Here is a 24288-nt window from a genome sequence, read left to right on the forward strand (position 1 = left end):
CTCCTGAAAGTTCTATTGGACGAGGCTGCGACGGTATCCGCAGCAATCAACTTGCTTCACACGTTGATCGGGAATAACAAAGGACACCGTTGTACCTTCACCAAGTTTGCTGTCAATGGACAGCCCCTGACCATACATTTGAATCAACCGACGATTGGTATTAGTAATGCCAATACCGCCTTTTCCTTTCATCGTTAGGTTCAATAGCGATTCAACTTTCTCTTGTTCTATGCCTTTTCCGTTATCCTTTATTTCGATAAGGACGGAATGGTCCTGCCTTGTTATTCGGATATGAATCGTACCGCCTTTCACTTGGCTAAGGACACCGTGCTTAACGGCATTCTCGACGATTGGCTGAATCGAGAGTGGAGGGAGCTGCAAGTTGATTCTCGATTCAACCTCCCACACGATGGACAACCTGTCTTCAAATCGGGCTTTTTCAATATGCAGATAAGCTTCTATAAGTCTTAATTCGTATTCAAGATCAACTAACTTGCCTGTATTTAAAAAGTCAAAGCTGATGCGTAAATACGATGCGAATGCTTCGCCTACATCTCGCATTTTATCTGTATCAATATCACTGAGTGCCATAATGGAGTTCAACGTATTGAACAGAAAATGAGGATGAATTTGCGCCTGAAGATAGGCGGCTTCCATCCGTAATCGCTCTTGGATGGACTGTCGCAGCATCGTCAATGCTCGAATACGGTATTTCAATTCCAGCGCGTCTACAGGCTTGGTTACATAGTCATTGGCACCAGACAAGAACCCAGTGTAAATGTCTGCAGGCTGGCTGCGTGCAGTCAACAGGAGAACTGGAAGCTCTGAGACCGAGTAAAGCTCCCTTACTCTTTGTGTTAATGCGTAACCTGACATATGCGGCATCATGACGTCAGCGATAAGCAGATCCCACTGCTGAGTACCTAGCAATTCCAACACCTCTTGTGCGGAATGTGCAGTCGTGATGTGATACGGCTCAGTGGAGAGGATGCCGACAAGCACATTTAAGTTAACCGGATCATCATCGACGGCCAAAATGTTGAGTTTGCCGTCATTCAATAGCGGTGGCACCAGTGTATTTGCAGCCATTTCCGTAATGGCATGGTTCAGCAGCATAAACCCGTTTGATTCTACTTTATTGGGCTCCACTACTACTTGATGAAGAAGATTACTATGCAGCGATGATGGGCTCGCAACATTTACAGATATCGGCAAACCAAAGCTGAATACGGAGCCTTGGCCAAGTTCGGAACGAACAGTCAATGTACTGCCGTGCAATTCAACCAGCTGCTTGCAAATATTTAATCCAAGGCCAAATCCTCTTCCATCATTTTTTCCATCAGCACCTTGTTCATAACGTTGAAACACCTTTGCTTGTGTTTGGTTATTCATGCCGATCCCGGTATCGGAAACATGGATGATGAGGTGCCCATCTTGAACTTCAGCAGAAACAGAGATAGTGCCTTCGTTTGTAAATTTGAGCGCATTATGAATGAGGTTGTACAAAATTTGTACGAGCCTTTTCTCATCGGCCATTACGCTTGGAACGGAATCCTCAATGTCGATCTTTAATTGGACAGACTTGCCCTCAGTCATAAAAGATAGCATACCGATAACACCGGGAATGACCGACTGAATGCGCAATGGCTCCTGTTGAAGTACAATACGATGTTCCTGAAGCCTTGCGACATCGAGGAGGTCGTTAAGTGTATAGGACATGCGCCGACTAATCGTAATCAGCAATTCCATATCTTTAATACTCCGCTCATTCATGTTGGCTTTTTCTTTAGTTACGACAGTCTGAGCGATATTCATAATCCCGTGCAAGGGTGTTCTTAGCTCATGCGATGTATTTGCGAGAAATTCGTCCTTTAACTTGTCTGCTTTTTGCAGCTGCTCGGTCAGCTTTTTATTTTCCTCTGTGTGACGGAAATATTGTTTAAACCAGTAAGCGGAGAAGCCGGTAAGTGCTGCAAGTAGATCGATTGGGTAGTAGACGACCGTAACATTGATATTTGAATTGATCATCGACCATATGGCGCCTGACAGTATGCTTGCCGCAGAGAACAATAAGTAAATCTTGTCGTTATCTTGCTTCGGAGAAATTTTGGCTATAAGTAAATAAATAAAACCAGCTAACGGTAACAAATAGAAGGCATAATAAATGCCCCATTCTACTGAGCTATGGACGAGTGAAGCGCTCGATATCCATATAAACCCGGTGTACGCAATAAGAGCCGATGTATATATGCGTAGCCACATGTTTTTTCGTGCAATTAAAAAGAATGAGTTGAACAGCGCTAAAATAAAGAATGAAAGCCATAAATAAGCGATCATCTTAATCTTCAGCGCCCATGTATAATTTATAAATGGTGCCCACAACATAAGCAAATTATCTCGATCAACGACAATGGATATTCCTACGGTTAACGTCAACAAACCGAAGTTCAGCAGTAATCGCTCGCGCCTGTTGAACAAATAAATGATACCTGCATACAAGCTATGCAGCATGACAATGATGAAGGAAACGAGCTGGAATCCAATGGAATACCAACGTACATGGTCAAGAGCTGCCAGCGATCCAAACCGAATGGAGCGTACGATCCCACCGTTATTTGGATTATCATAATTAGCTACGCGAATGAGCAGCTCGATTTCCTCCGCACCTTTAACCGAATAAGTGGCTGTATAGGAGGTGCTTTCAGGTACATATTCATTTGCCTGGTCGGATGGCTGTCCCACTTGCGCGGCGACTATACCATTTATCTCCGCAGTAGATGAAGCTTGTATGCCCTGCATCCAAAAAGAAATGGGCTCCTCCAACGGATCGATTAAAATACGAAGCCGATAAGTACCGTACCCGAACGAATTCGCTGATTCGTTTGTCAGTAGGCTGCTCCAATCTCCTGGTACTGGGATTGAATGGGGCTTCGTTGTGGTCAACGATAGGTCCTGATAAGAAATAAAGGTGTCAGGGTAGAACTTCCATTCTCCATCTAAAGGGATCGTGTCATATTTCTCTAAATCCCAGCCACGCATATCCAGTACCCCATTAACAGGACGAGGGTGATCGATAGCAGGGAAAAATAGTTCAGACCAAACCCAACGTAAACCGAGCATAATGCATAGAAAAATGAGTAGGACGACGATATTGTTGTAGATGGTTTTATTTTCTATTTGTTTTATCATACAGAGAATTTCGCTATATATCCGTGTTATTCCTTTAGGATCAAACATTTTCAGAATATGCCTGTGCCACCAAGGGATGAATAGGGGAGAGTCGGGCAAGTTATTGGAAAAGGTACGTCCAGGGAGTGAACTATAGTGGCAAGAAGAAGGAATCGAAGATATGCAATGCCTGGTGTCGAGCAGGCGGTACAAGATTTTAAGGCAGAAGTAATGAAAAACGAAGGCTACGCCGTTGATCCGAATCGACCTGACGATGTGAAATTCGAGGTGGCGAAAGAACTGGGCATACCGCTGCAGCATGGTGCAAATGGCCAGCTAACGACAGAAGAGGCAGGACAAATCGGTGGGAAAATTGGCGGCTCGATGGTACGTGAAATGATCCGTCTCGCGGAGCAGCAGTTGGCAAAGCAGCGGCAGTCATAGCGAAGCGATAAATGCTGTTATCATAGGTAGTTTTCGTACAATAGGGTTACGTTCTGCTTCTAAGCTCGAATGTAACCCTTATATCAGCTAAATTAATTAATAGTTGGCGCGTTTGATTTCTTGAGTAACTTGCTAGTACGCACGGTTCTTCTCAAAGACATGTTTGGAACCGCAGACATCGCTGATTCCCCAACTAAATAATAATAATCTGCAGCAGCTTGTTCATCGGACCAGTCTAAGGTTGCACTAGTAGCATGATAGGCAATAATGTTCTCGTCTATTGGAGGATGTTCTATGCTCGTATTTTTGGATCTGCTCGCTCATAGTTAGCACCTCAATGTATGAATTACATAATTTAAAAAGACATGCTTATGTACTTATTTGATAGTATGATCAATAGAGTTGTTTGTAAATTAGATTCAGGACAAATCAAAGCACCTCCGAACAGGAACTGCACGATTTTTTCCTTTACACTACTTTTGAAAGGAGATGATGACGGTGGAAGCTTTGCTTATGCTTCGGCAAGCGATCGATTATATCGAAGATCATCTTTCGGACAAAATGGAGATCGACGAGATTGCGAAGGCGGCGCTATTATCCAAGTACCATTTTCAAAGAATGTTCCACGCCCTAACTGGCTTTACCTTGACCGAATACATTCGCAATCGCCGATTAACGATCGCTGCCGAAGAAATCGCAGGAACAAGCAGCAAAGTCATCGACATCGCGCTTAAGTACGGTTACGAGAGTCCGGAAGCTTTTACGAAAGCCTTTCAGCGGCTGCACGGTGTAACCCCTTCGCAGGCGAAGAAGACGGATGTGAAGCTGAAGACTTTCCCCAAGCTCTCCTTTCAAATTCAGATTCAGGGAGTGATGGAAATGAATTATCGAATCGTGGAAGAACAGGCTATGATCGTAGCAGGCACCAGTAAACGGATTATGCAGGATCCTTATCAGGAAATACCTATGTTTGTTGAAGCGGTATGGAACAATGGCACACATGATCGAATTAATGAAGTGTTAGGAAATTCACTGCAGACACTGCTGGACGGCTATCATTTTGACTTGGATGAAGAAAGCAGAAGAAGTTATTTGGTAGGTGGAGTAGTCCCAGAAGGGATTCAAGTCCCTACTGACTTTTCTGTATTGAACATTTCTGCGCAAACCTATGCTGTATTTGATCGTATAGATAAATTGACGGAGGACAATCAATCTAGAACAGGTATAAAAGAAGTTTGGAGAAGGATCTACTCAGAATGGTTTCCTTCGGTTAGCTTCGAGCAAGTTGAAGGGCCTTGCATTGAAAAATATGAGTGGATTGATGATCAAAAAGTTGACTACAAATGTGAAGTTTGGATTCCTGTTAAGCGTAAAGCTTCATAGCTAGTCTATATAGCTTGTCTACTAAATGGCGGACACGAGGGCTGAATGGCTCAAGTGTCTTTTTTGTATGCAAAAAAGCCTAAGGAAGTGGAAAAAGAGGATTGACAGAAGGTGGCTCTTCGTTTAATTTGTTGTACAAGGGAAACATTTTTAAATCTATGCATATTATTTAACTAAAACAAACTCTTTTGTCATTAACCACATTAACATAGTTCGTTGCAAGACAGGTTATGATGGTGCTCGACTTATGGTATAGAGCGGATGCCAGTTAAAAATTTTGAGAGGAGAAAATGGTATGGAACAGGCTATCACAGTAAAAGAACTTCATGTCTCTTACCACGGTAATGAAGCTGTACGAGATGTATCGTTCTCCATCGAGCAAGGCAGTATGGTGGGGATTATCGGTCCGAATGGTGCGGGGAAATCCACGTTAGTCAAAGCTTTACTTGGACTACTTCCGAAAGATAAAGGATCGGTTCGGTTCTTCGGTAAAGATCCAGAGGAAATGAGAAAGAAAATTGCTTATGTTCCACAGCGCAGCAATATCGATTGGACGTTTCCGATTACGGTGATGGATACCGTCCTGATCGGGACTTATCCTAGCCTAGGCCTATTCAAATTTCCTAGGAAGAAGGAGAAAGCTCTAGCACTGGAATGCTTGAGAAAGGTTGGACTCGAAGACTACCGAGATCGTCAGATCGGGGAGCTGTCCGGTGGACAGCAGCAGCGTGTGTTTCTTGCGCGTGCATTGGTTCAACAGCCAGAATTGCTGCTGCTAGACGAGCCTTTTGTCGGGATTGACGTATCGAGTGAAGAAACGATTGTAACTATCCTGAAGGAATTGCAGCAGGAAGGGAAGACGGTCGTTGTCGTCCATCATGACTTGAGCAAAGCGAAAGACTACTTCGATCAGTTGCTCCTGTTGAACAAGGAACTCGTCAAGTACGGCGATGTGGAGGCGGTCCTTAATCAAGAGGTCATGTCCAAAGCGTATGCCAATCAACTTAGATTCCTACAGGAAGCGGAGGTGGCATTATGATCGATTTTTTACAAGCTGTTCAACAGTATGAGTTTCTACAAAAGGCATTGTTTACATCGGTAGTTGTGGGCATCATTTGCGGCGTAATTGGCAGCTTTATTATTTTGCGAGGAATGTCCCTCATGGGGGATGCCATTTCTCATGCGGTACTGCCTGGAGTCGCACTCTCTTACGCGTTCGGCATTAATTTCTTCATCGGTGCGGTGGCTACGGGTGTCCTGACGGCTGTGGGCATTGGGTTTGTTAGTCAAAATAGTCGGATTAAAAACGATACGGCGATTGGCATTTTGTTCACGTCTGCTTTTGCACTAGGTATCATTCTGGTCACGATGTTAAAGAGTAGCACCGATTTGTATCACATTTTGTTCGGTAATGTGCTAGCTGTACGTCCCTCTGATATGTGGACAACGGTGGGCATCGGAGTTGTCGTTCTTATTACGGTATATGCTTTTTACAAAGAGCTGTTGCTCACCTCATTCGATCCAACGATTGCGGCTGCGTACGGCTTGCCGAATAAGCTTATTCATTACTTGCTTATGACGCTGCTGACGCTCGTTACGGTCGCTTCCTTGCAAACGGTAGGCATTATCCTCGTTGTAGCAATGCTCATCACGCCTGCGGCAACGGCGTATCTGCTTACAGATCGGCTGTGGGTCATGCTTTGCTTGGCTGGATTGTTCGGAATGCTATCTTCCATTGTCGGCTTGTACTTTAGCTTTACTTACAATTTGGCGTCTGGTGCCACGATTGTTATGGTCGCCACGGCTTTCTTTATGCTAGCTTTTCTGTTCTCTCGCAAACACGGAATTGTGTGGAGATCAGTACGGGCACGCCAAAAGCGGGCTCAACTTTCATAGTAGAGGAGTTTATAGGTTATGAAAAAGTGGAATCTAGTATTTGTCCTTCTTCTCACCATGGTTATGCTGGCAGCCTGCGGTAATACAAATGATAAGACAGCAGCGGAAAAGCCGGATAACGATAAGCTGCAAGTCATCACGACGTATTCGATTCTGTATGACATCGTCAAAAATGTCGGCGGTGATCGTGTAGAGATACATAGTCTTGCGCCTATCGGTTCCAATCCGCATGAATATGATCCATTGCCTGCGGATGTACAAAAAACAACGGATGCAGACGCTGTGTTCTATAACGGTCTCAATTTGGAAGCGGGCAACTCTTGGTTCGAGAATTTATTGCAAACAGCGGGCAAGTCAGGTGAAAATGCGCCTGTGTTCCGTCTTAGTGAAGGAGTAGCAGCTAAGCATTTGACGACAAAAGGAAAAGAAAGCGAAGAAGACCCGCATGCATGGCTCGATGTTCGCAACGGTATCAAATACGCAGAGAACGCTCGTGATGCTTTGATCAAGGTTGATCCTGAGCACAAGGCGGCGTATGAGAAGAACGCTAAAGACTATATTGAAAAGCTCAACAAGCTGCATGAGGATGCGGTAAAGCAGTATAACAAGATTCCAAAGGAGCAGCGTGTGCTCGTTACAAGTGAAGGTGCGTTTAAGTACTTTAGTGAAGCATACGATTTCCAAACGGGCTACATTTGGGAAATTAACTCCGAGAATCAAGGGACGCCTGATCAAGTAAGTGCGATTGTTGACTTGATTCGAGAGAGAAAAATCCCAGCTCTATTCGTAGAGACGAGCATCGATCCTCGCAGTATGGAAATGGTGTCGCGTGAAACGGATGCGCCAATCGTCGGCAAAGTATTTACCGATTCACTTGGCAAGCCGGGTGAAGATGGCGATACGTACATCAAGATGATGGAATGGAACATTAAGACGATCTATGAGGGCTTGACGAAGAAATAAGCGAAGTTAGCTGAATATAGCGGAGTTGGCAGACGAATTATCGTTATAGCTATCCCATCAAAAGGACCGATCAGGAGGCATTTGCTTCGAGATCGGTCTTTTTTATGTCTTCTTTATGCTCGAGCTAAGGTGGGAATCATAAGCTTATGGCCTGAAAATATATAATCTTTGCTGCCTAGCACGAAGAGTGTTGTGTCTTCTTCATGCAAAGGTTCAATTGTGCAACCTTCCGTCAGCTTTGGCGTAAAGCCAAGCACAGCCGACTTCGTATGTTCCACAGCAACTGCACTTAAAATATCTTCAACACGGCCATCATTTCCACTTGAATAAATATCGTAACAAATCAACTGCTCACCTTCATGTTCGGCGATGACGATGGCGTCATATTCCTCAACATAGTAGATGAACTCATGAAACAATTCTGTACAGCAGAACATGAGCAGCTCGGTATTGTTCTCCATAGGGAGAGCAGAAAAAGGATTGGATAACTTGTACGTGTTTAGCAGCAGTTGAATATCTTGTGCTGATGTCATATCTAGCTTCTTTGCAGCAGCGTTTGACTGCTGAATGTTCATCGTATATTGATATTCATCAGCCCTCACGAATCCGAACTTAGGATAAAAATCAACGACGCTGTCGTTTGCCATTAAAAAAATCGCATCGCATTTTTCTGTCCATTCGCATAGTACTTCGTTCATTAACCAGCCGCTTAACCCTTTTTGACGATATTCATTGGCAGTCATTACAGTTCCAATTCCAATATAAAGGCGCTTCTGACCTTGCCATGTCGTATCGATAACGTTAACGGAAACGTTGGCGACAACCTTATGGTTAGTAACCAATGTATACGTGATGTATCGATCTCCCCAATAGCCCTTCTGATACCAAGGTTCAAAATCAAGCTCAAATGTTTCTTTAGCAAGCTGGAAGAAGCTTGATCGAAGCTGAACATCTGCTTTGACGTGTGTAACGTATTCATATTCTGCACCATTGATGATAACGTTCATAGGATACCTCGTTTACTTATTGATGTTTAAAGAAATAGTACCAATTTATAAACGATATTGAAATCTACGATGTCATACTTGCGATACTACATGTTCTTTATTTTATTCCTAGCGTAAAATTTATTATAAATTTTCTAATTAAATGTCACATTGTGGTATAGCTCATTCGTTGTACAGATTGAAAGGGGATGAGAGCGTGGATGATGCTGAGCTGCGTCAGGTAATTACTGATGTGCAGAATGGTGATATCGAAAGCTTCGAGAAGATCGTGCATCGTTATCAAAAATCAATTTTTCAATATTGTTATCACATGCTGGGCAACTATTCGGAAGCCGAAGATATGGTGCAAGAGGTATTTTTGAAGGCGTTCCGCAATTTGGAGAAATACAAAGAGGAAATCCCATTTGGGGCTTGGATCTACAAGATTGCTTACCATCAATGTATAGATATGATACGCAAGCGGAGGTTAGTGAAGTATTTGCCGTTCTTTTATCGCGATGAAAAAGAAAATAAACCGGTGGATCAACAAATTGAAGCCCACTACTTTAATGAGTTTGTACATAAGGCGATGACGAAGTTATCCATGGAAGAGCGGAACTTGTTAATTTTGCGCTGTGTTCAGGATAAGAGTTATCAGGAGATTAGTTTTATTTTGAATCAGAATAGTACGAATCTTCGAAAAAAGTACGGACGTACAGCTGAGAAATTTCGCAAGTACTACACCCAAGTGAAGGGAGTGGGAGAAGTTGACGTTGAACAACCATCCAGATTTGAAAAAACTTTTTCATGATTCACATCTTCCTGATGTCGATGTAACGGAAAAAGTAATGAAGCGTATCTATGCGGAGCAGCAGCCCAAAGCACGATTTATGACGAGACGAAAACTAAGTTTATTCATTGCAATAGGGTTGCTAGTGACAGCATCAACGGCTGTTGCAATGGTTGAATACCATTCTATTAAAAATAAGCAGGGTGAAGTCGTCTATCAGACCGGACCGTTGAAGGATTCCGATTTTCGAGTTCCTAGTAAAGAAGAGAGTATGCGTACGGGGACAAGTGAGAGGTTAAAGCAAGAGCTGTTGCCCAAAGGTTCAGCGGCCTACTTCTATGTCGTCCCTCATAATCCGAATAAAGAGCTGGACCTGAAGTTTACGCCGTTTGTTTTTACCGATGTAGCGGATCTTCGAGCAAATATGAAGGACAAATCGGTTCAGATTGTTGGGAGCCTGAATGAGACGTTAACGTTTCGAATTGCGGAAGTGTTCTATCAGCCAGAAGTATTATCAAAGCCTCCAACTCCTAAAGAAGAGGCAGCGATTGCAGATAAGTTGCATAAGCAAGCTAAGGAAGCAAAGAAAGACTATGCCATGATGCCCTTAACGTTCACTGATCAACTCATGCATATGAGTGCAACATACTCGCACAGAGACAAGGTTATTGAGGTTACGACTAGAAAACACGTTAAAGATGGTGATTCTATCCCTGCAACATATTGGGATGAAGACATCAATATGAAACAGGAAGTATTGACGGTAGACGGAGTAGAGCTCCTTTATATTAAGTTTGAGCAGAGTGGGTCTTCTCTTACATGGGTTGATGAGAACTCTGATCCTAAATATCAATATGTGTATGAGATTCATGCGGTTTCAGGTAAGACAACGAAAGAAGAATTATTGAAAATGGCGGAGTTATATATGAAATAGTTGAAGCTAAGAGGAGAATGTTTATGCTCTAACACGTATACGAGTAGATAGGGCCAGATAGCACGATAGACATCGACATCGAGGGGAGTTTGCAACTTGGGCAGAAGAAAATGGTGGAGTTGGGTTGTTGCGTGCATGGTTATCGTTCTGTTAAGCGGCTGTATGAAGGAAAAGCCGCTATTGGACGAGCTGGCTGAGGACGGAAGCGGCACGCTGCGAGTGATGTACTATGATGAGGAAAGTTTTCATGAGCAGTATGGAAACTATTTTTCTGTTAAATATCCAAATATGGATATCGAAGTGGTCAGTACGAAATCTATTTTTGACGATGGTGGTGGTAACGGATTAACGCCCAGTGAAATCGATCAGAAGCTAGTGTCATTTATTGAGAAGGAACGTCCGGATATTATTCATACTAGTATGGACGATCTGTCTAAGTTAGTCGAGCAGGGGAAGCTGTACCATATGGACCCTATCATTCAACAAGAGAGTTACAGCTTGGATGATATGCTCCCGGGTCTTATCGCTAAGCTGCGTGAGAAGGGCGATGGTGGTCTCTATGGATTGGCACCAAGCTTCTACACCAATGTGATGTTCTACAACGTCGATCTCTTTAAGCAGCATAATATCCAGCTGCCTACGAACAAGATGAGTTGGAAGCAAGTGTTGGAGCTTGGGGAGAAATTTAATCAGGTAGGCTCAGGGAACGAGAAGCTGTATGGATTATCAGCAGGACAACGCGATAGTTATGAGATCCTATCTATCATGATGCAAACGTCCAATCTGCAATGGTTCGATGCACGCGGGGAGAAGATTGTCATTGATACCCCAGCATGGCGGGAACTGTTCACAACTGTGGCGAAAGCGATTGAACGTGAGTTGATCTGGATGCCGGGCACGAAAGAGAACGGGCGACTTGATTATTCCACTCCAGAAGATCCATTTTATAATGGCAAGGCAGCAATGACGATGGATATCACCTACATGATCGACCAGATGGATAATATGTGGACTTGGCCAGATAAGAAGTTAAAGCCGTTCGTATGGAATATCGTAACGATGCCTATTAACCCTAATTATCCAAACGAGTCTCCTTATGTATCCACTTATGATGTGTTTGCTATTAATCAAGACTCACCGCATAAGCGTGAGGCGTGGGAGCTTATCAAGTTCATTCATAGTCCAGAAATAGCAAAGGTTACATCCAAAATGTTAGCGGGAGATATACCTACTCGTGTGACGTACTTGAAAGATAAAGATGGAGTACATATTGAAGCATTGGCACAGCTAGGCCCTACGGCAAATAACGCGCAGGATCGATTCGAGGAGATTATACAAGAACAGCGTGTGTCGAAAGACTTCAAGGTAAATGTGGAGTTGCGTATGAAGACAGCCTTGGATAAGATTGTTGCTGGTGAGTCCGTTGATGATGTATTGCCAGCTTTGCAGCAAGAGCTGCAAGCACTGTGGGATCAGGCTAGAGAGAAAGGGAATAAGGAATAGTGATAGGTCTGTAAAGGGTCCAATTAGCTTCGTCTTACAGCTAATATGGGCCTTTTTGTATACAATAATGAGGGTCACATTATACAATTTACACTGTAAAAGCATAATATTGGGCGGATATTTCACTTAATAATGTACATTAAATAATTATTTATGATGATTATATATTGATTAATGATGTAATATATAATACATTATATGTACAATATACAGAAAAGAGTGATCTTCGATGCGTGTAGCGGTTAGCGGTACGGGCCGAATTGGTCGATTGTTTCTTAGAAAAGCACTTACGATGGTATCAGGGTCTTTAGAAGTAGCAGTTATCAACTCGACAACTCCACCAGCAACTCTTTCGCATTTGCTGCAGTATGATTCGGTACATGGTAAATGGGCAGCGGAAGTTCATGCAGATGATGAAGGTTTGATCGTAAATGGGCGCCACATTCCGGTTATTTCGGAGCGTAATCCAGAGAAGCTTCCTTGGGCTTCTTACGGTATTGATCTCGTCGTTGATGCGACAGGCAAGTTCAACGATCGTGCTGGCGCTGAGAAACATATGGCCGCGGGCGCGAAGCGGGTACTTGTTACTGCCCCAGGCAAAGGTGCTGACGCCACAATTGTAATGGGTGTTAATGAAGAGAGCTATGATCCAGATCAGCATACTTTTGTTTCGACAGCTTCCTGTACGACCAACTGCCTCGCACCCGTTCTTTCTGTATTAGATACGGACTATGGCGTTAAACAAGGCTGGATGACTACGGTGCACGCTTATACGAGCGACCAGAATCATTTAGATAATCCACATAAAGATTTAAGAAGAGCTAGAGGTTGTGCGAGCTCTATCATTCCTACTTCTACAGGAGTAGGGAAGGCACTGAAGGAAGTATTGCCGCATCTCGCTCATGCCATCGACGGTGTTTCGCTGCGTGTGCCTACACCAAATGTTTCGCTCATCGATCTAACGGTTCAGCTCGCTCGAGAGACGACGGCTGATGAGGTGAGGGAGAGCTTTCGGATTAAGTCGCGAGGGAAAATGGGGAGTGTACTCGGCTATACTGAGCTGCCTTTGGTGTCGTCAGACTACATAGGCGACGATAAATCCGCTATTGTAGACGGCTTGAGCGTGATGAGCCGAGGGGATCAGGTGAAGCTGATGGCTTGGTACGATAATGAATGGGCCTATGCTTCACGTGTGTACGATTTTATCTGTTATGCACATGCTATTGAGAAGTCAGCTGTCCCTGTAGGTTAATAGTAAGTATGTAGGCAATTTGCCCATGTACCATTTATGGCATCTGGTTCTTCCTAGATTACATAAATGGATGAATTTATGAACGAATCATTGAAGTATGGTACGATTTATGAAATTATTTAAATTATATAGAGACTAGCTATGAAAAATAAAGCGTGGAGGAGGAGCTTATATCGAACTAACAGCGAGACAAAATGAGTTGTTGACCTTAATCCAGCGCAATGCGCCGATTACAGGGGAAATGTTAGCCGAAATGCTTGGTGTATCGCGACCGACTTTACGGTCGGACTTAGCTATACTAGCGATGCTCGGTTTGGTTGAAGCGAAGCCCAAGGTCGGTTATTTCCCTGGCAAGAAGCTGCAGCGGGAAATGCCGCAATTCGCGCAAGTACTTGATCTGCGGGTCAAAGATGTGATGAGCTTGCCGCAGGTTGTGCGCAACTCGGCGACCGTTTCAGATGCGGCGGTTATGATCTTTATGCAGGATGTAGGCAGTCTTGCCGTGCTTGATGAGGAGGATTTACTTACAGGAGTCGTATCACGTAAAGACTTGTTGAAGGTCCTCCTTGCTGGTGGAACGACAGCAGCCCAGCTTCCTATTGTGACAGCGATGACACGACAAGCGAGCATTATTACGCTAGATCCTGAGGCTAGCTTGTTGGAAGCTTCACGGACGTTGAATCGACATCATATTGATGGCGTTCCTGTTGTGAAGCCTGTTAAAGACAGTAAAGGCGAGCTTCGTTCGGAAGTGGTAGGCAGATTAACGAGAAAGCATTTGACAATGATCTTTGCGGATCTGCTGGAGTCAATGGCGGGGACAGAATGATATGACGACTATGGGGGTTCGCATATGACAATGCAACGAAAGCAAGTCGTCTACATCTGCTCAGATGCAACGGGGGAAACGGCTGAAGCGGTGACGAAGGCGACGGCAAGGCAGTTTGGTGATGGAAAAGTAAACATTGTTCGGTATGGTCAAATTAAGCATGAAGACGATATACGTCGTATTGCCGACGAAGCGGCTGAAGCTGGTGGATTTATTGCTTATACGTTGGTACAGCCTGAATTAAGAGAAACGATGAAAATGGAAGGGGTTCGTGCAGGTGTGCGAACCGTCGATATTCTTGGCCCGATGATGCAGGCCTTTGTGGATACGTTTCATGATTCCCCTCATCGGCAGCCAGGTCTTATGTATCAGATTGACGATGAATATTATCGTCGTATTGAAGCAATTGAATTTGCTATCCGCTGTGATGATGGCAAGTATGTCAAAGGCTACGAGGAAGCAGATGTCGTACTTCTGGGTGTTTCACGTACGTCTAAGACACCGCTTAGTATGATTCTTGCTCATAAAGGGCTGCGTGTAGCCAACTTGCCTATCGCACCAGAAGCAAAGCCGCCGGAGGAACTATTCCGCATTCCATCCGACAGGATTGTTGGTTTGATGATGGATGCAGCTGTGCTGCAGCGTATTCGCAGCGAGCATTTGAAGTGGCTAGGTTTGCCTGAAGGCGCGCAATATGCGCAGTTGAACCGAATCCAAGAAGAATTAGACTATGCCCAGCAGTTAATGAACAAGCTGGAATGTCGAGTCATTGATGTAACAGGCAAAGCGATTGAAGAAACCGCAGGCATGATTATGAGTCGTGACTAAAATGGGGGCATCGATATGGAGCGCGAATTATCTTTGGAGATTGTGCGAGTAACGGAGTTGGCAGCATTGGCTTCCGCTCCATGGACAGGTCGAGGCAACAAAAATGCTGCAGATGATGCAGCGACACAAGCAATGCGAGCCATGTTTGATTCGGTCTCGATCCAAGGAACCGTTGTCATTGGCGAAGGGGAAATGGATGAAGCACCGATGCTCTATATTGGTGAGCGGGTCGGAAGCATGGATGGTCCAGAGGTGGATGTAGCTGTCGATCCTCTGGAAGGCACCGAGATCGTTGCTAAAGGGCTTAACAATGCGCTATCTGTCATCGCCATTGCGAACAAAGGCTGCTTGCTGCATGCGCCAGATATTTATATGGAGAAGCTGGCTGTCGGCCCTGCACTCGTAGACAAAGTAAAATTAGACGATCCTATCGATGTTACGCTTCAAAAGGCATCAAAGCATTTGAATAAGCCGATTTCAGAACTAACCGTCATGATTCTTGATCGAGAGCGACATGCTGACATGATTCAGACGCTGCGTCGTATGGGAGCTCGTATCAAACTGTTGAGCGATGGCGATGTAGCGGGTGCGATGGCACCTGCCTTCCCTGAAACAGGCATAGATATGTACGTAGGATCAGGCGGTGCACCAGAAGGTGTGCTTGCGGCTGCTGCACTCAAGTGTCTCGGCGGTCAGATTCAGGGCCGCTTGATGCCTGCCCATGCTGCGGATTATGAGCGCTGCAAGTTGATGGGCATGGATGATCCGCGGAAGGTGCTAACGATGGATGATATGGTCGGCACCGAGGATGTTATTTTTGCGGCGACAGGCATTACACCTGGGGAGTTTCTAGAGGGAGTCCGCTATTTGCCGGGCAATCGCGTAGAGACTCACTCCATGGTCATGCGTGCTGCTACTCGTACAATCCGACATATTAAATCGCTGCACTATATCCCGAATAAACCTTTGCTGGATGTTGTTCAGAAAGCACAGTGTTCATAAGCAAGCAAACATAGATGTAGCCAACCGATAATAGCTGCAAGAAGCGAAATCGGGTAGCTACTCAGAAGACGATTCAGAACTTAAAGAGGCTCACCTTTCAGTTATTCATGGCTGTTGGGGCAGCCTCTTTGTTCTATTATTACTTTTAAAGGCTTGCATACTCCATCATTACAGGGCCCTTCAATAACGCTGCGTGCCGATATACAAACGACAGCATCCATTTAGAGATTTACTTTATAGTTAAGCTGCAACTCATCACCAGGCAATCCTCTTATTCCCCAACTACTCTTCTGTGTTTCAAAAATCGTTATTTCAATGTCATTTGACCCTATGCCTAATGTGCCGATTCTATCGAATAGCAGACGTATGAGTTCTTTCTTTACTTCAACGGAACGCCCTTCGAACATACTAATTTCTATGATCGTATACTTTTCCGTTCGATCGGAGGGATATATAAAGTCTTCGGGTTGCATACGGAAAAAGCGATGGAATCGTTTATCAGGGGGCAGTTGTAATGAATCAACGATACAAGAATGGATGATGTCAGATAGTTGGGCTTGAACAGGTGTTAAAAAGCTATGCAATCCGTACACTTTTACTTGTGCCACAACAATTCTCCTCTCGATACGATGGTAGGCTGTGTCTAGTGTTTCTAAGTTTGATTCACTCTATTTTACAAGTAGTGGAAGTGTAAATACAAATAAGGATTAGTTGACTAACATGCTGCATAAATCTCCGGTGCTATGTTCTTATATAGAAATCGTACATAATAAGGCGGTGCAGTATAGAGACTTGCTATATAAGGAGGTATATCTATGTTAGCTGTTCTGCAACAAGTTGAAGGAGAGCATTTAGCTCGTTTCGAGCGTCATCTACAGCACTCCGTTGAGGAAGTATGGTCTATATTGACGGAGAATGAAAAATTAGCGCAATGGTTCTCCGAGTTACGAGTAGACGAGCTTCGAGCAGGAGGATTTATTAAGTTTGATATGGGGGATGGGACGTTCGAGGAGCTTGCGATCACTGATCTTAAGACGCATTCTGTGTTGGAATATACTTGGGGGGAAGATCGTGTCCGTTTCGAGCTGCATCCAACACCCAATGGATGTGAATTGGTCTTACTTGAAACGATTCGTACGATTACAGACCACACACCAAAGGACCTTGCTGGCTGGCACGTATGTCTGAATGTTATTCACGCCTTGTTAGATGGAAGGGTGATTGAATCACGTACAAATGAGTGGAAGATATGGTATGAGAAATATATAAAGTTGATCAATGAATATAAATAAGGGTGAGTACGTAATTTCCAGAAGTGTGAGTTGTGAGAGTATAGTAAATAGGAGTCTACCCAAGATACGGGTTAGACTCCTTTCCATTTCTATTGTTGTAAGTCTTGAAGCTGCCTTTATTTATAAGATCCTGGCTTAAAGGTAGCGCTGTCCCACCATTTATAACCTGTAGTGGGTTTTTCCCAAGGTTCAGGGAGGGGTTCTGTTGACTTTTCTGGCTGTTCGAATGGAAGTAATGAGGTTGGCTGATCAAGCTGAATTTTGGTTTGCGTAAAGTCGGTGTACGACTCTTTTGCAGCTAACCATTTTACGATTTGTACGAGTAGTTTTCCATTATCTGTGCCGCGTTCTGTGAATCCAGAGTGAGTTGTTTTGGTTTCACCAGTCTCTTCATGCTTATATTTAGGTGTCGCATCTTCAACTGGAGAGGAGTCACCAATGAAAGCCGCTTTCCCTGCACCTAGCTTAGTAATGGCAGCATAAGGACCTTCAGCTTCCCCGCCTTCATAAACGCCTTGATCTACCGCAAAACGCCATTTTGGAACGATATATACGATCCCTTTTACCTTTTTCGGATCTAATATGGCTAATGTGCTGCCAGCGTGCATCGAAACTTTAGATATATCCTTCGTTACTTCAAATGTTTGCTCAGACAATGCGATCTGATTGGTCACTATATCGCCTAGAGCGTTAAAGCGGAAGCGCACCCCAAAGTTTTTGCCTAGCCAGTCCTCACTTGTAACGCCAGCCATCTTTGCAGATTGACTTTCTTCTTGTCCCATTCCTTTTGTAGGATTACCATAAGCACCACGACGGTAACCATTCAATACTTCGGAGGCATCCCAGCGATTTTTGTTGCGGTCGGCATTGTAATGATCCGCGATAAAGAACAGACCGCCGCCTCCTTGTACATATTGAAGGAGTGCTTCTTGTTCACTCTTTTTAAATGGAATATTAGGTTCAGGGAGCACGAATACATCGTAGTCTTGAAGATCTTTAATTGTTATCGGTTCAGACTTCCTCAGCTCATTCACGGTATAACCTGCTTCTTTAAGAGCATCAGCAAAATCAGAAAAACCACCATCGATGACCCAGTCTGCTTGTCCGGCTGTTTCACCGTGTGTATTGTCAAATAACACTTTTTTGACTGCATTGGCACGCATAGTACCGTTGTGAGGCTGATCTCCATCAACGTTGTTGCGTTTATCATGATGTGAAGCAGCTTTCATTTGGCTGCGAGTGGTGTTAGCCGCTCCTTGCCCCGTTTTCGTAGTCGTTCCCGTTCCGTATGAGCAGGCAGAAAATAAGCTCAGGCAAATCATTAAGGCGGTAACTGCCCTTACATGCTTCATTAATAGAGCCCCCAATTCGTAAACAATTCGGTGAGATCGAAATGTGGCGATTATAAACCATCGCAAGTCCTAACTTGTTCAATCCTCACAAACACAAATCATATTGTTGTACAGGGAGGTTTCTTTTATTAAAAAAGGACGTAAATTGCTCCATTCGGTAATCGGAAACCTATATGACTATACATGTTAAAAATGTGTTTTCTATATATGAAGAATATGGTATGTTAATTAGCCCGATAAATGGGGTTCACCAAAATTAACAGCTGAAAGGATAACCAGAAGTGTCATCATGAGACAACTTGAAACTTTGCGCAAATCGATTCCATTCCTTCGTAACAGCTTGAGGCTGGAGCAAATCCATAAAGGATACTCTAGTGATAAGAAGTACATTGTCTATGACAGTAATGAACGCCCGCAGTACATACTAAGAACCTATAGCATTACTGAAAATGACAACAAGCAAATCAAATTCAAACATCTTCAGATGATGGAAGAGCAGGGTGTGAGATGCACTAGACCTATTGAAATTGGCACCTTACCTGATCAAGAGCTAGGTTACACAATCCTTACATATGTGGAAGGTAATGAAGCTTCGGAAGAATTGCCGCTATTAACTGAAATGGAACAGTTTCATATTGGGTTTGAAGCAGGCATAGAGCTGCTGAAAATAAATCAGATTACTGCACCTGATCATAAGGAGCCTTGGCATGAGCTCATGTCTAGAAAACACCAATGGTATAGAACGCAGTATGCGGAATGCGGTGTCATCATCCATAACGATACAGCGTTATTATCCTTTATCGATAGCAATCTTCATTTGATGAAAGATCGACCTAACAGGTACCAGCACGATGATTTTCATCCTCGTAATCTGGTCATTAAGAACGACAAGTTCTCAGGCGTCATTGATTTCGATCGAGATGACTGGGGAGATCCGATACATGAATTTGTGAAGATTGGCTTGTTCAGCACGGAGGTTAGTCTCCCATTTTCAGCAGGGCAAATTCGGGGATATCATCATGGTGATGGCGAAGAGCCTGGTGAAGAGTTCTGGCGATTGTATGCCTTGTATCTTGCAATGACCTTGATCGCATCGATTGTATGGGTACTGAAGGTAAACGCTGATGAACTTGATGATATGATGCGGAGAATTCAAAGATGTATGGACGACCATGACAACTTCGAACTCATGGTGCCGAAGTGGTACAGCGAGTTTAAACTAAAAGCGTAAGGGTAAGACTCCGCCTTTTGGTCAGTGAAAATGCCAATGAGGAAAGTAAAAAGCTGCCTCGATAGCTTATATAGCTTATCGAAGGCAGCTTATTTCATGTTTATTGCGGGTCGATATGGATTACTTCTTGCCCTTGCGTACTTTTAAAAGTTTCCCCTTTATCGTAATATCCTGCATCATTTCAAGCACAAGCGGCCCTTTGCCGTTCAGAATCTCTACATCGGTTACATGATCAAAAATTGTAATAATGCCGATATCGTCTGCGGTTACACCGTCAAGTTTCGCAATGGTCCCCACAAAGTCTACGGCTCTAAATTTCTTCTTCTTGCCGCCATTAAAGTTCAACTTCATAATTTGCTTGTTCAACAGTTCACGCTTATCAACCTTCGGAACTTGTCTAATGTGCAGGTTTTGTTCGAACTGTTCTCTACGCAGCTCTACCTCTTCTTCGGAAGGGGCTTTTACTCTCGGAATCGCAAACCCAATATACGCTTCAATATCAGCTAGACGATGTCCGTCTTTAGGCGTGACGAAAGTAATCGCTTTGCCTGTGTTGCCTGCGCGTCCCGTGCGCCCCACGCGATGCACATAGCTTTCTTTCTCCAACGGAATATCGTAGTTAATGACATGGGTGATATTCGTGATATCGATTCCTCTGGCAGCTACATCCGTCGCAATCAAGTAACGGAATTGCCCTCTACGGAAAGCGTTCATCACCTCGAAGCGCTCTTCTTGCTCCATTCCGCCATGAATACGATCACATGGATAATCGAGGTCATCCATTTCATCGAACAACCGATCCACATGCTCCTGCGTACGGCAGAAAATAATACAGCTTTCAGGATTCTCAACAATAAGAAGATCCTGCAGCACATCTAGTTTATCTGCCTCTTTCACCTGAATAAGAGCATGTTCGATCGTAGCTGTTGTGACACCACTCGCTTCAATCTCAATCTCAACGGGGTTGTCCATATACTGGCGCGATAGTTTGGCTACATCCTCAGGGAACGTAGCGGAAAACAGCATCGTAACTCGGTTGCGAGGCAGCTCTTGAATAATCGCTTGAACTTGTTCAATAAAGCCCATATTGAGCATTTCATCAGCTTCATCAATAACGAGATAGGCAATGCGCTCTAACGATAACGTGCCACGCTGAATATGGTCGAATACACGACCTGGTGTACCCACCGCGATATGAGTGCGCTGCTTCAACTCCGCCTTTTGCTCATAAAAGGGATGCCTTCCATACAGGGCTGTTGCTTTAATCCGCTTAAAGCGGCCTATGTTCATGATGTCTTCGTTAACTTGTAGTGCAAGTTCGCGAGTTGGTGTTAAAATCAGTGCCTGCGGCTTATTCTCGTTCCACTCCACTAGCTCGCACAGTGGAATACCGTAAGCGGCAGTTTTGCCGCTGCCTGTTTGTGATTTGACAACAAGATCTTTTTGCTCAAATGCAACAGGAATAACCTTCGTTTGTACTTCTGTTGGCTTTTCATAGCCCAAGCTAGTTAGTGCTCTCACGATCTCTTCACTTAATGGATAATCTGTAAACTGCTTCTCGCTCATGTTAAACCTCTTCTACGTTTTATTCGGAATACACCTATACATACAGAGTTTCACCGTTCATCTTCCGTATACTCCTCCTATTATACTCGCCATTCTAGATTCAGTATCCTACCAAATAAAAAGGATATATTTTGATTCATCTTTATAGCATCTTCACCTCATCTTCATATAGCGTGAGTAGACTAAGGTCATCTGGTGGAGAGGCAGGGGAGTAGAGCGGTAATGAGACGACACACGAAACGAACGAATATGACAAATAATGATCCGATTTATAGATTGAAAAAATCAAAAAAGTCGAAAAGGGCCCCCAAACTAGCACTGCTAGGTGTGTTGAGTTTACTCGTACTAGGGCTAGTCTTCTACTACAACCTCAAAGAGGTTCGTGTACATGTAGAGGTGCAGCCATTGATGGCGGTATCTGGACGACCGCTAGAAGGAAAAACAATCGTCATTGATCCCGGCCATGGTGGGAAACATCCGGGGTCCATCGGTCAGCTAGGGACATTTGAGCGAGATGTGACGCTGCAGATGGCAAAAGAAATGGAGCAAGAGTTGCTGGAGAAGACAGGGGCGACAGTCCTTTTAACGCGAAATCAGGACGAAACCGTTGACCTACAGCAACGTGTTGATATAGCTGCAGAAGCAAGGGCTGATCTTTTCCTCAGCATTCATTTCGATGCGTTTACAACGAACGATGTGGAAGGAATGACGACTTACCATAAAGATAGCCATGATCAACCGATCGCTCAAGCGGTTCATGATCGTTTGATGGAAAAGGACTTTGATACAAGAGATCGTGGAGTGAGAGTAGGTGATTATTATGTTCTTCGTGAAAATACAGTCCCAGCACTGCTGCTTGAGCTGGGTTACATTTCAAATGAAAAAGACGAGAGGCGGATGAGATCATTGGACTTTCATAAGGAAGCATCGGAGGCGATTGTTGAGGGTATGATCGATTATTTTCGTGAACGTTAAATGACGAATGACGATAATGCCTGCAAAAATGTATCCTATTTCGTTCCGTATTCGCACAACGGATACATGACAAACGGGGAGTATTTCAACCTGAACGAAGGAGGTGTACAATGTCATGCTGCTGCGATTGCGGCGATTGGTTCGCAAACAGGGTTTTATAGCTGTCGGATTTTTGGCGCCGAGTATAGTCGGATTTGCGATGTTCTACGTAATCCCTCTCGGTGTAGGTATTCTGTATTCGTTGATGGATCAGACGATCGGGGGCGAATTTGTAGGGGCAGCAAATTACGAGAGTGTGCTGGCCAGTGCTTCATTTCGCACAGCAGCCATGAACACGTTGCAATTCACGGCTGTTAGCGTACCGATACTCATCTTATTGTCGCTGCTGCTAGCTCTCATATTGAACGGAAATGTCTATGTGAAGCGGTGGCTTCGAACGGCTTTTGTTTTACCTCTGGTCGTGCCTGTCGCCTCCATTGTGATGGTCTGGCAGATCCTATTTGATTGGAACGGGTCGCTTAACGCTTGGATGTCTTACTTTGGTTGGGAAAGGATTGACTGGATGAAGTCAGAATGGGCAATCGGTGTGCTGACACTTGTGTATGTGTGGAAGAACCTAGGCTATAACATAATTTTGTTCCTTGCGGGCCTGCAAAGCATTCCTAAGGATTATTATGAGACGGCTGATATAGAGGGTGCCGGGCCGCTGCATAAATTGCTTCATATTACAATCGTATATTTGACGCCAACGATGTTCTTCGTTGTCCTCATCTCCATTATTAACTCGTTTCATATTTTCAGAGCAACCTACTTAATTGCGGGAGATTACCCGCACGATAGCATTTACATGCTGCAGCACTATATGAACAACATGTTTGCCTCGTTAGATATGCAGAAGTTAACGGCAGCTGCGGTAATTATGGTCGTATGTATTCTAGTACTTGTCTCCAGTTTGCTAACAATAGAGCGGAAATTCAGCCGATCCCTAGAGTAAAGGAGAGCGGAAGATGAAGAAGCCGACTGTATTGTATAAATGTATCATGTCTCTTTTTCTCATCGTATGTGCGGTGATTACACTCCTGCCAATTGGCCTTCAGCTAACGAATTCGCTCATGAAGGAGAAGGAAATTAGCCAAAATTATGAACTGCTGGGTAAGATGCCCGATGCAGGTTCTGGGGCGACGGATCCTTTTGTTAATTTAAAAATAATTCCAGATTGGGTTTCCTTCGAGCAGTATGAAAAGGTGTTGTTGGAAACACCTCTCTTCTTAAATATGTTCTGGAACTCCGTATTTCTAGTCGTTCCGATTGTCGTAGGGCAGACCGTAGTAGGGGCATTGGCCGCTTATGCCTTCTCGAAACTGAAGTTCCGAGGCAGGGAGGCCTTATTCTTTGTCTACTTGATGACCATGCTGATGCCCTTCCAAGTAACCTTGGTACCCAACTACATTATCATCGACCTGTTAGGGATTGGGAACAGTGCGAGTGCCATCATTTTACCAGGTATATTTTCAGCGTTTGGAGTGTTTATGATGCGGCAGTTCATGCTTGCTATCCCGTATGCATTTGTGGAGGCGGCTGTTATGGATGGTGCAGGACACTGGTATATTTTCTGGCGGATTATCGTTCCTCTTATGAAGCCTGGCATTGCGGCTCTCGCCATCCTGCTGTTTGTTGACTACTGGAATATGGTCGAACAGCCATTAATATTTCTCGAAGATGCCTTTAAACAGCCGTTGTCCCTGTACTTATCTCGGATTCAGGAAGCAGAGAAAGGAGTGGGATTTGCCGCTTCGGTGCTGTATATGTCGCCGATGGTTCTCTTATTTCTATATGCGGAGTCTTACTTCGTACAAGGTGTCCAGCTGTCAGGTATTAAAGGGTAAGGAGGGGA

21 protein-coding genes and 1 pseudogene are annotated in these 24288 nt (G+C 44.2%); 17 read left to right on the top strand and 5 right to left on the bottom strand.

The features are described from left to right. Positions 1 to 12: 12 nt before the first annotated feature. Positions 13 to 3189, bottom strand: a complete 3177-nt coding sequence (locus H580_RS0109770; RefSeq protein WP_051217381.1) for a hybrid sensor histidine kinase/response regulator — start codon at positions 3187 to 3189, stop codon at positions 13 to 15. Positions 3190 to 3324: 135 nt separating this feature from the next. Here H580_RS0109770 and H580_RS0109775 point away from each other — a divergent pair, with 135 nt between their 5' ends. The 5 genes from H580_RS0109775 to H580_RS0109795 all read left to right on the top strand — a co-directional run bounded on the left by H580_RS0109775 (position 3325) and on the right by H580_RS0109795 (position 7854). After that, entirely contained in the window at positions 3325 to 3612 is a 288-nt protein-coding gene (locus tag H580_RS0109775) for an alpha/beta-type small acid-soluble spore protein (protein WP_028594618.1), read from the top strand. Positions 3613 to 4110: 498 nt separating this feature from the next. Beyond that, entirely contained in the window at positions 4111 to 4995 is an 885-nt protein-coding gene (locus H580_RS23865) for an AraC family transcriptional regulator (protein ID WP_028594619.1), read from the top strand. 295 nt (positions 4996 to 5290) lie between these two features. Further along, positions 5291 to 6034 carry a metal ABC transporter ATP-binding protein gene (locus H580_RS0109785; protein WP_028594620.1) on the top strand — a complete coding sequence of 248 codons (744 nt, stop codon included), beginning with the start codon at positions 5291 to 5293 and terminating at the stop codon, positions 6032 to 6034. Then, positions 6034 to 6891: a metal ABC transporter permease gene (locus H580_RS0109790; protein ID WP_028594621.1), complete on the top strand. Its 858-nt coding sequence runs from the start codon at positions 6034 to 6036 to the stop codon at positions 6889 to 6891. The genes H580_RS0109785 and H580_RS0109790 overlap by 1 nt, the downstream gene beginning before the upstream one ends. An 18-nt stretch (positions 6892 to 6909) precedes the next feature. After that, positions 6910 to 7854: a metal ABC transporter substrate-binding protein gene (locus tag H580_RS0109795; RefSeq protein WP_028594622.1), complete on the top strand. Its 945-nt coding sequence runs from the start codon at positions 6910 to 6912 to the stop codon at positions 7852 to 7854. Between the two features lie 113 nt (positions 7855 to 7967). On the opposite strand, the gene H580_RS0109800 is transcribed toward H580_RS0109795, so the two are convergent. Then, a complete protein-coding gene (locus tag H580_RS0109800) occupies positions 7968 to 8861 on the bottom strand; it encodes a GNAT family N-acetyltransferase (RefSeq protein ID WP_028594623.1) in 894 nt (297 codons plus the stop codon). A gap of 196 nt (positions 8862 to 9057) precedes the next feature. Between H580_RS0109800 and H580_RS0109805 the strand changes: the two genes are divergently transcribed. From H580_RS0109805 to glpX, 7 genes are all read left to right on the top strand, one after another. Then, complete coding sequence (locus tag H580_RS0109805) at positions 9058 to 9651, top strand: RNA polymerase sigma factor (protein WP_036604994.1); 594 nt, start codon at positions 9058 to 9060, stop codon at positions 9649 to 9651. Further along, complete coding sequence (locus H580_RS0109810) at positions 9614 to 10564, top strand: hypothetical protein (RefSeq protein WP_028594625.1); 951 nt, start codon at positions 9614 to 9616, stop codon at positions 10562 to 10564. Before H580_RS0109805 ends, H580_RS0109810 begins: the two co-directional genes overlap by 38 nt. Positions 10565 to 10660: 96 nt before the next feature. Further along, positions 10661 to 12067, top strand: coding sequence for an ABC transporter substrate-binding protein (locus H580_RS23870; protein WP_051217370.1), 1407 nt, complete (start codon positions 10661 to 10663; stop codon positions 12065 to 12067). Between the two features lie 229 nt (positions 12068 to 12296). Next, positions 12297 to 13319, top strand: a complete 1023-nt coding sequence (gene gap / locus H580_RS0109820) for a type I glyceraldehyde-3-phosphate dehydrogenase (RefSeq protein WP_028594626.1) — start codon at positions 12297 to 12299, stop codon at positions 13317 to 13319. Positions 13320 to 13491: 172 nt separating this feature from the next. Then, positions 13492 to 14148, top strand: coding sequence for a CBS domain-containing protein (locus H580_RS23875; RefSeq protein ID WP_036604995.1), 657 nt, complete (start codon positions 13492 to 13494; stop codon positions 14146 to 14148). Between the two features lie 24 nt (positions 14149 to 14172). Beyond that, a complete protein-coding gene (locus tag H580_RS0109830) occupies positions 14173 to 14976 on the top strand; it encodes a pyruvate, water dikinase regulatory protein (RefSeq protein ID WP_028594627.1) in 804 nt (267 codons plus the stop codon). A gap of 15 nt (positions 14977 to 14991) precedes the next feature. After that, entirely contained in the window at positions 14992 to 15978 is a 987-nt protein-coding gene (glpX, locus tag H580_RS0109835) for a class II fructose-bisphosphatase (protein WP_028594628.1), read from the top strand. A gap of 221 nt (positions 15979 to 16199) precedes the next feature. Here glpX and H580_RS0109840 read toward each other — a convergent pair whose 3' ends face one another. After that, entirely contained in the window at positions 16200 to 16586 is a 387-nt protein-coding gene (locus H580_RS0109840) for a tautomerase family protein (protein ID WP_028594629.1), read from the bottom strand. 207 nt (positions 16587 to 16793) lie between these two features. On the opposite strand from H580_RS0109840, the gene H580_RS0109845 reads away from it, so the two are divergent. Continuing rightward, positions 16794 to 17270 carry an SRPBCC family protein gene (locus H580_RS0109845; RefSeq protein WP_028594630.1) on the top strand — a complete coding sequence of 159 codons (477 nt, stop codon included), beginning with the start codon at positions 16794 to 16796 and terminating at the stop codon, positions 17268 to 17270. Between the two features lie 122 nt (positions 17271 to 17392). Here H580_RS0109845 and H580_RS23880 read toward each other — a convergent pair. After that, positions 17393 to 18424, bottom strand: a pseudogene (locus tag H580_RS23880) (Gldg family protein); the annotation flags it as partial. 487 nt (positions 18425 to 18911) lie between these two features. On the opposite strand from H580_RS23880, the gene H580_RS0109855 reads away from it, so the two are divergent. Next, positions 18912 to 19853, top strand: coding sequence for an aminoglycoside phosphotransferase family protein (locus H580_RS0109855; protein WP_028594631.1), 942 nt, complete (start codon positions 18912 to 18914; stop codon positions 19851 to 19853). Between the two features lie 120 nt (positions 19854 to 19973). Here the strand turns inward: H580_RS0109855 and H580_RS0109860 are convergent, their stop codons facing one another. Continuing rightward, positions 19974 to 21419 carry a DEAD/DEAH box helicase gene (locus H580_RS0109860; RefSeq protein ID WP_028594632.1) on the bottom strand — a complete coding sequence of 482 codons (1446 nt, stop codon included), beginning with the start codon at positions 21417 to 21419 and terminating at the stop codon, positions 19974 to 19976. Between the two features lie 222 nt (positions 21420 to 21641). On the opposite strand from H580_RS0109860, the gene H580_RS0109865 reads away from it, so the two are divergent. The 3 genes from H580_RS0109865 (at position 21642) to H580_RS0109875 (ending at position 24280) form a co-directional block, all read left to right on the top strand. Then, on the top strand, positions 21642 to 22394 hold the full coding sequence (locus H580_RS0109865) for an N-acetylmuramoyl-L-alanine amidase family protein (RefSeq protein ID WP_245583531.1): 753 nt from the start codon (positions 21642 to 21644) through the stop codon (positions 22392 to 22394). Positions 22395 to 22509: 115 nt separating this feature from the next. Further along, on the top strand, positions 22510 to 23388 hold the full coding sequence (locus H580_RS0109870) for a carbohydrate ABC transporter permease (RefSeq protein WP_028594634.1): 879 nt from the start codon (positions 22510 to 22512) through the stop codon (positions 23386 to 23388). Between the two features lie 46 nt (positions 23389 to 23434). Continuing rightward, positions 23435 to 24280 carry a carbohydrate ABC transporter permease gene (locus H580_RS0109875; protein ID WP_425414126.1) on the top strand — a complete coding sequence of 282 codons (846 nt, stop codon included), beginning with the start codon at positions 23435 to 23437 and terminating at the stop codon, positions 24278 to 24280. The last annotated feature ends 8 nt before the right edge of the window (positions 24281 to 24288 follow it).

This window comes from Paenibacillus assamensis DSM 18201, from assembly GCF_000422445.1.
Classification (GTDB): Bacteria; Bacillota; Bacilli; order Paenibacillales; family Paenibacillaceae; genus Paenibacillus_B; species Paenibacillus_B assamensis.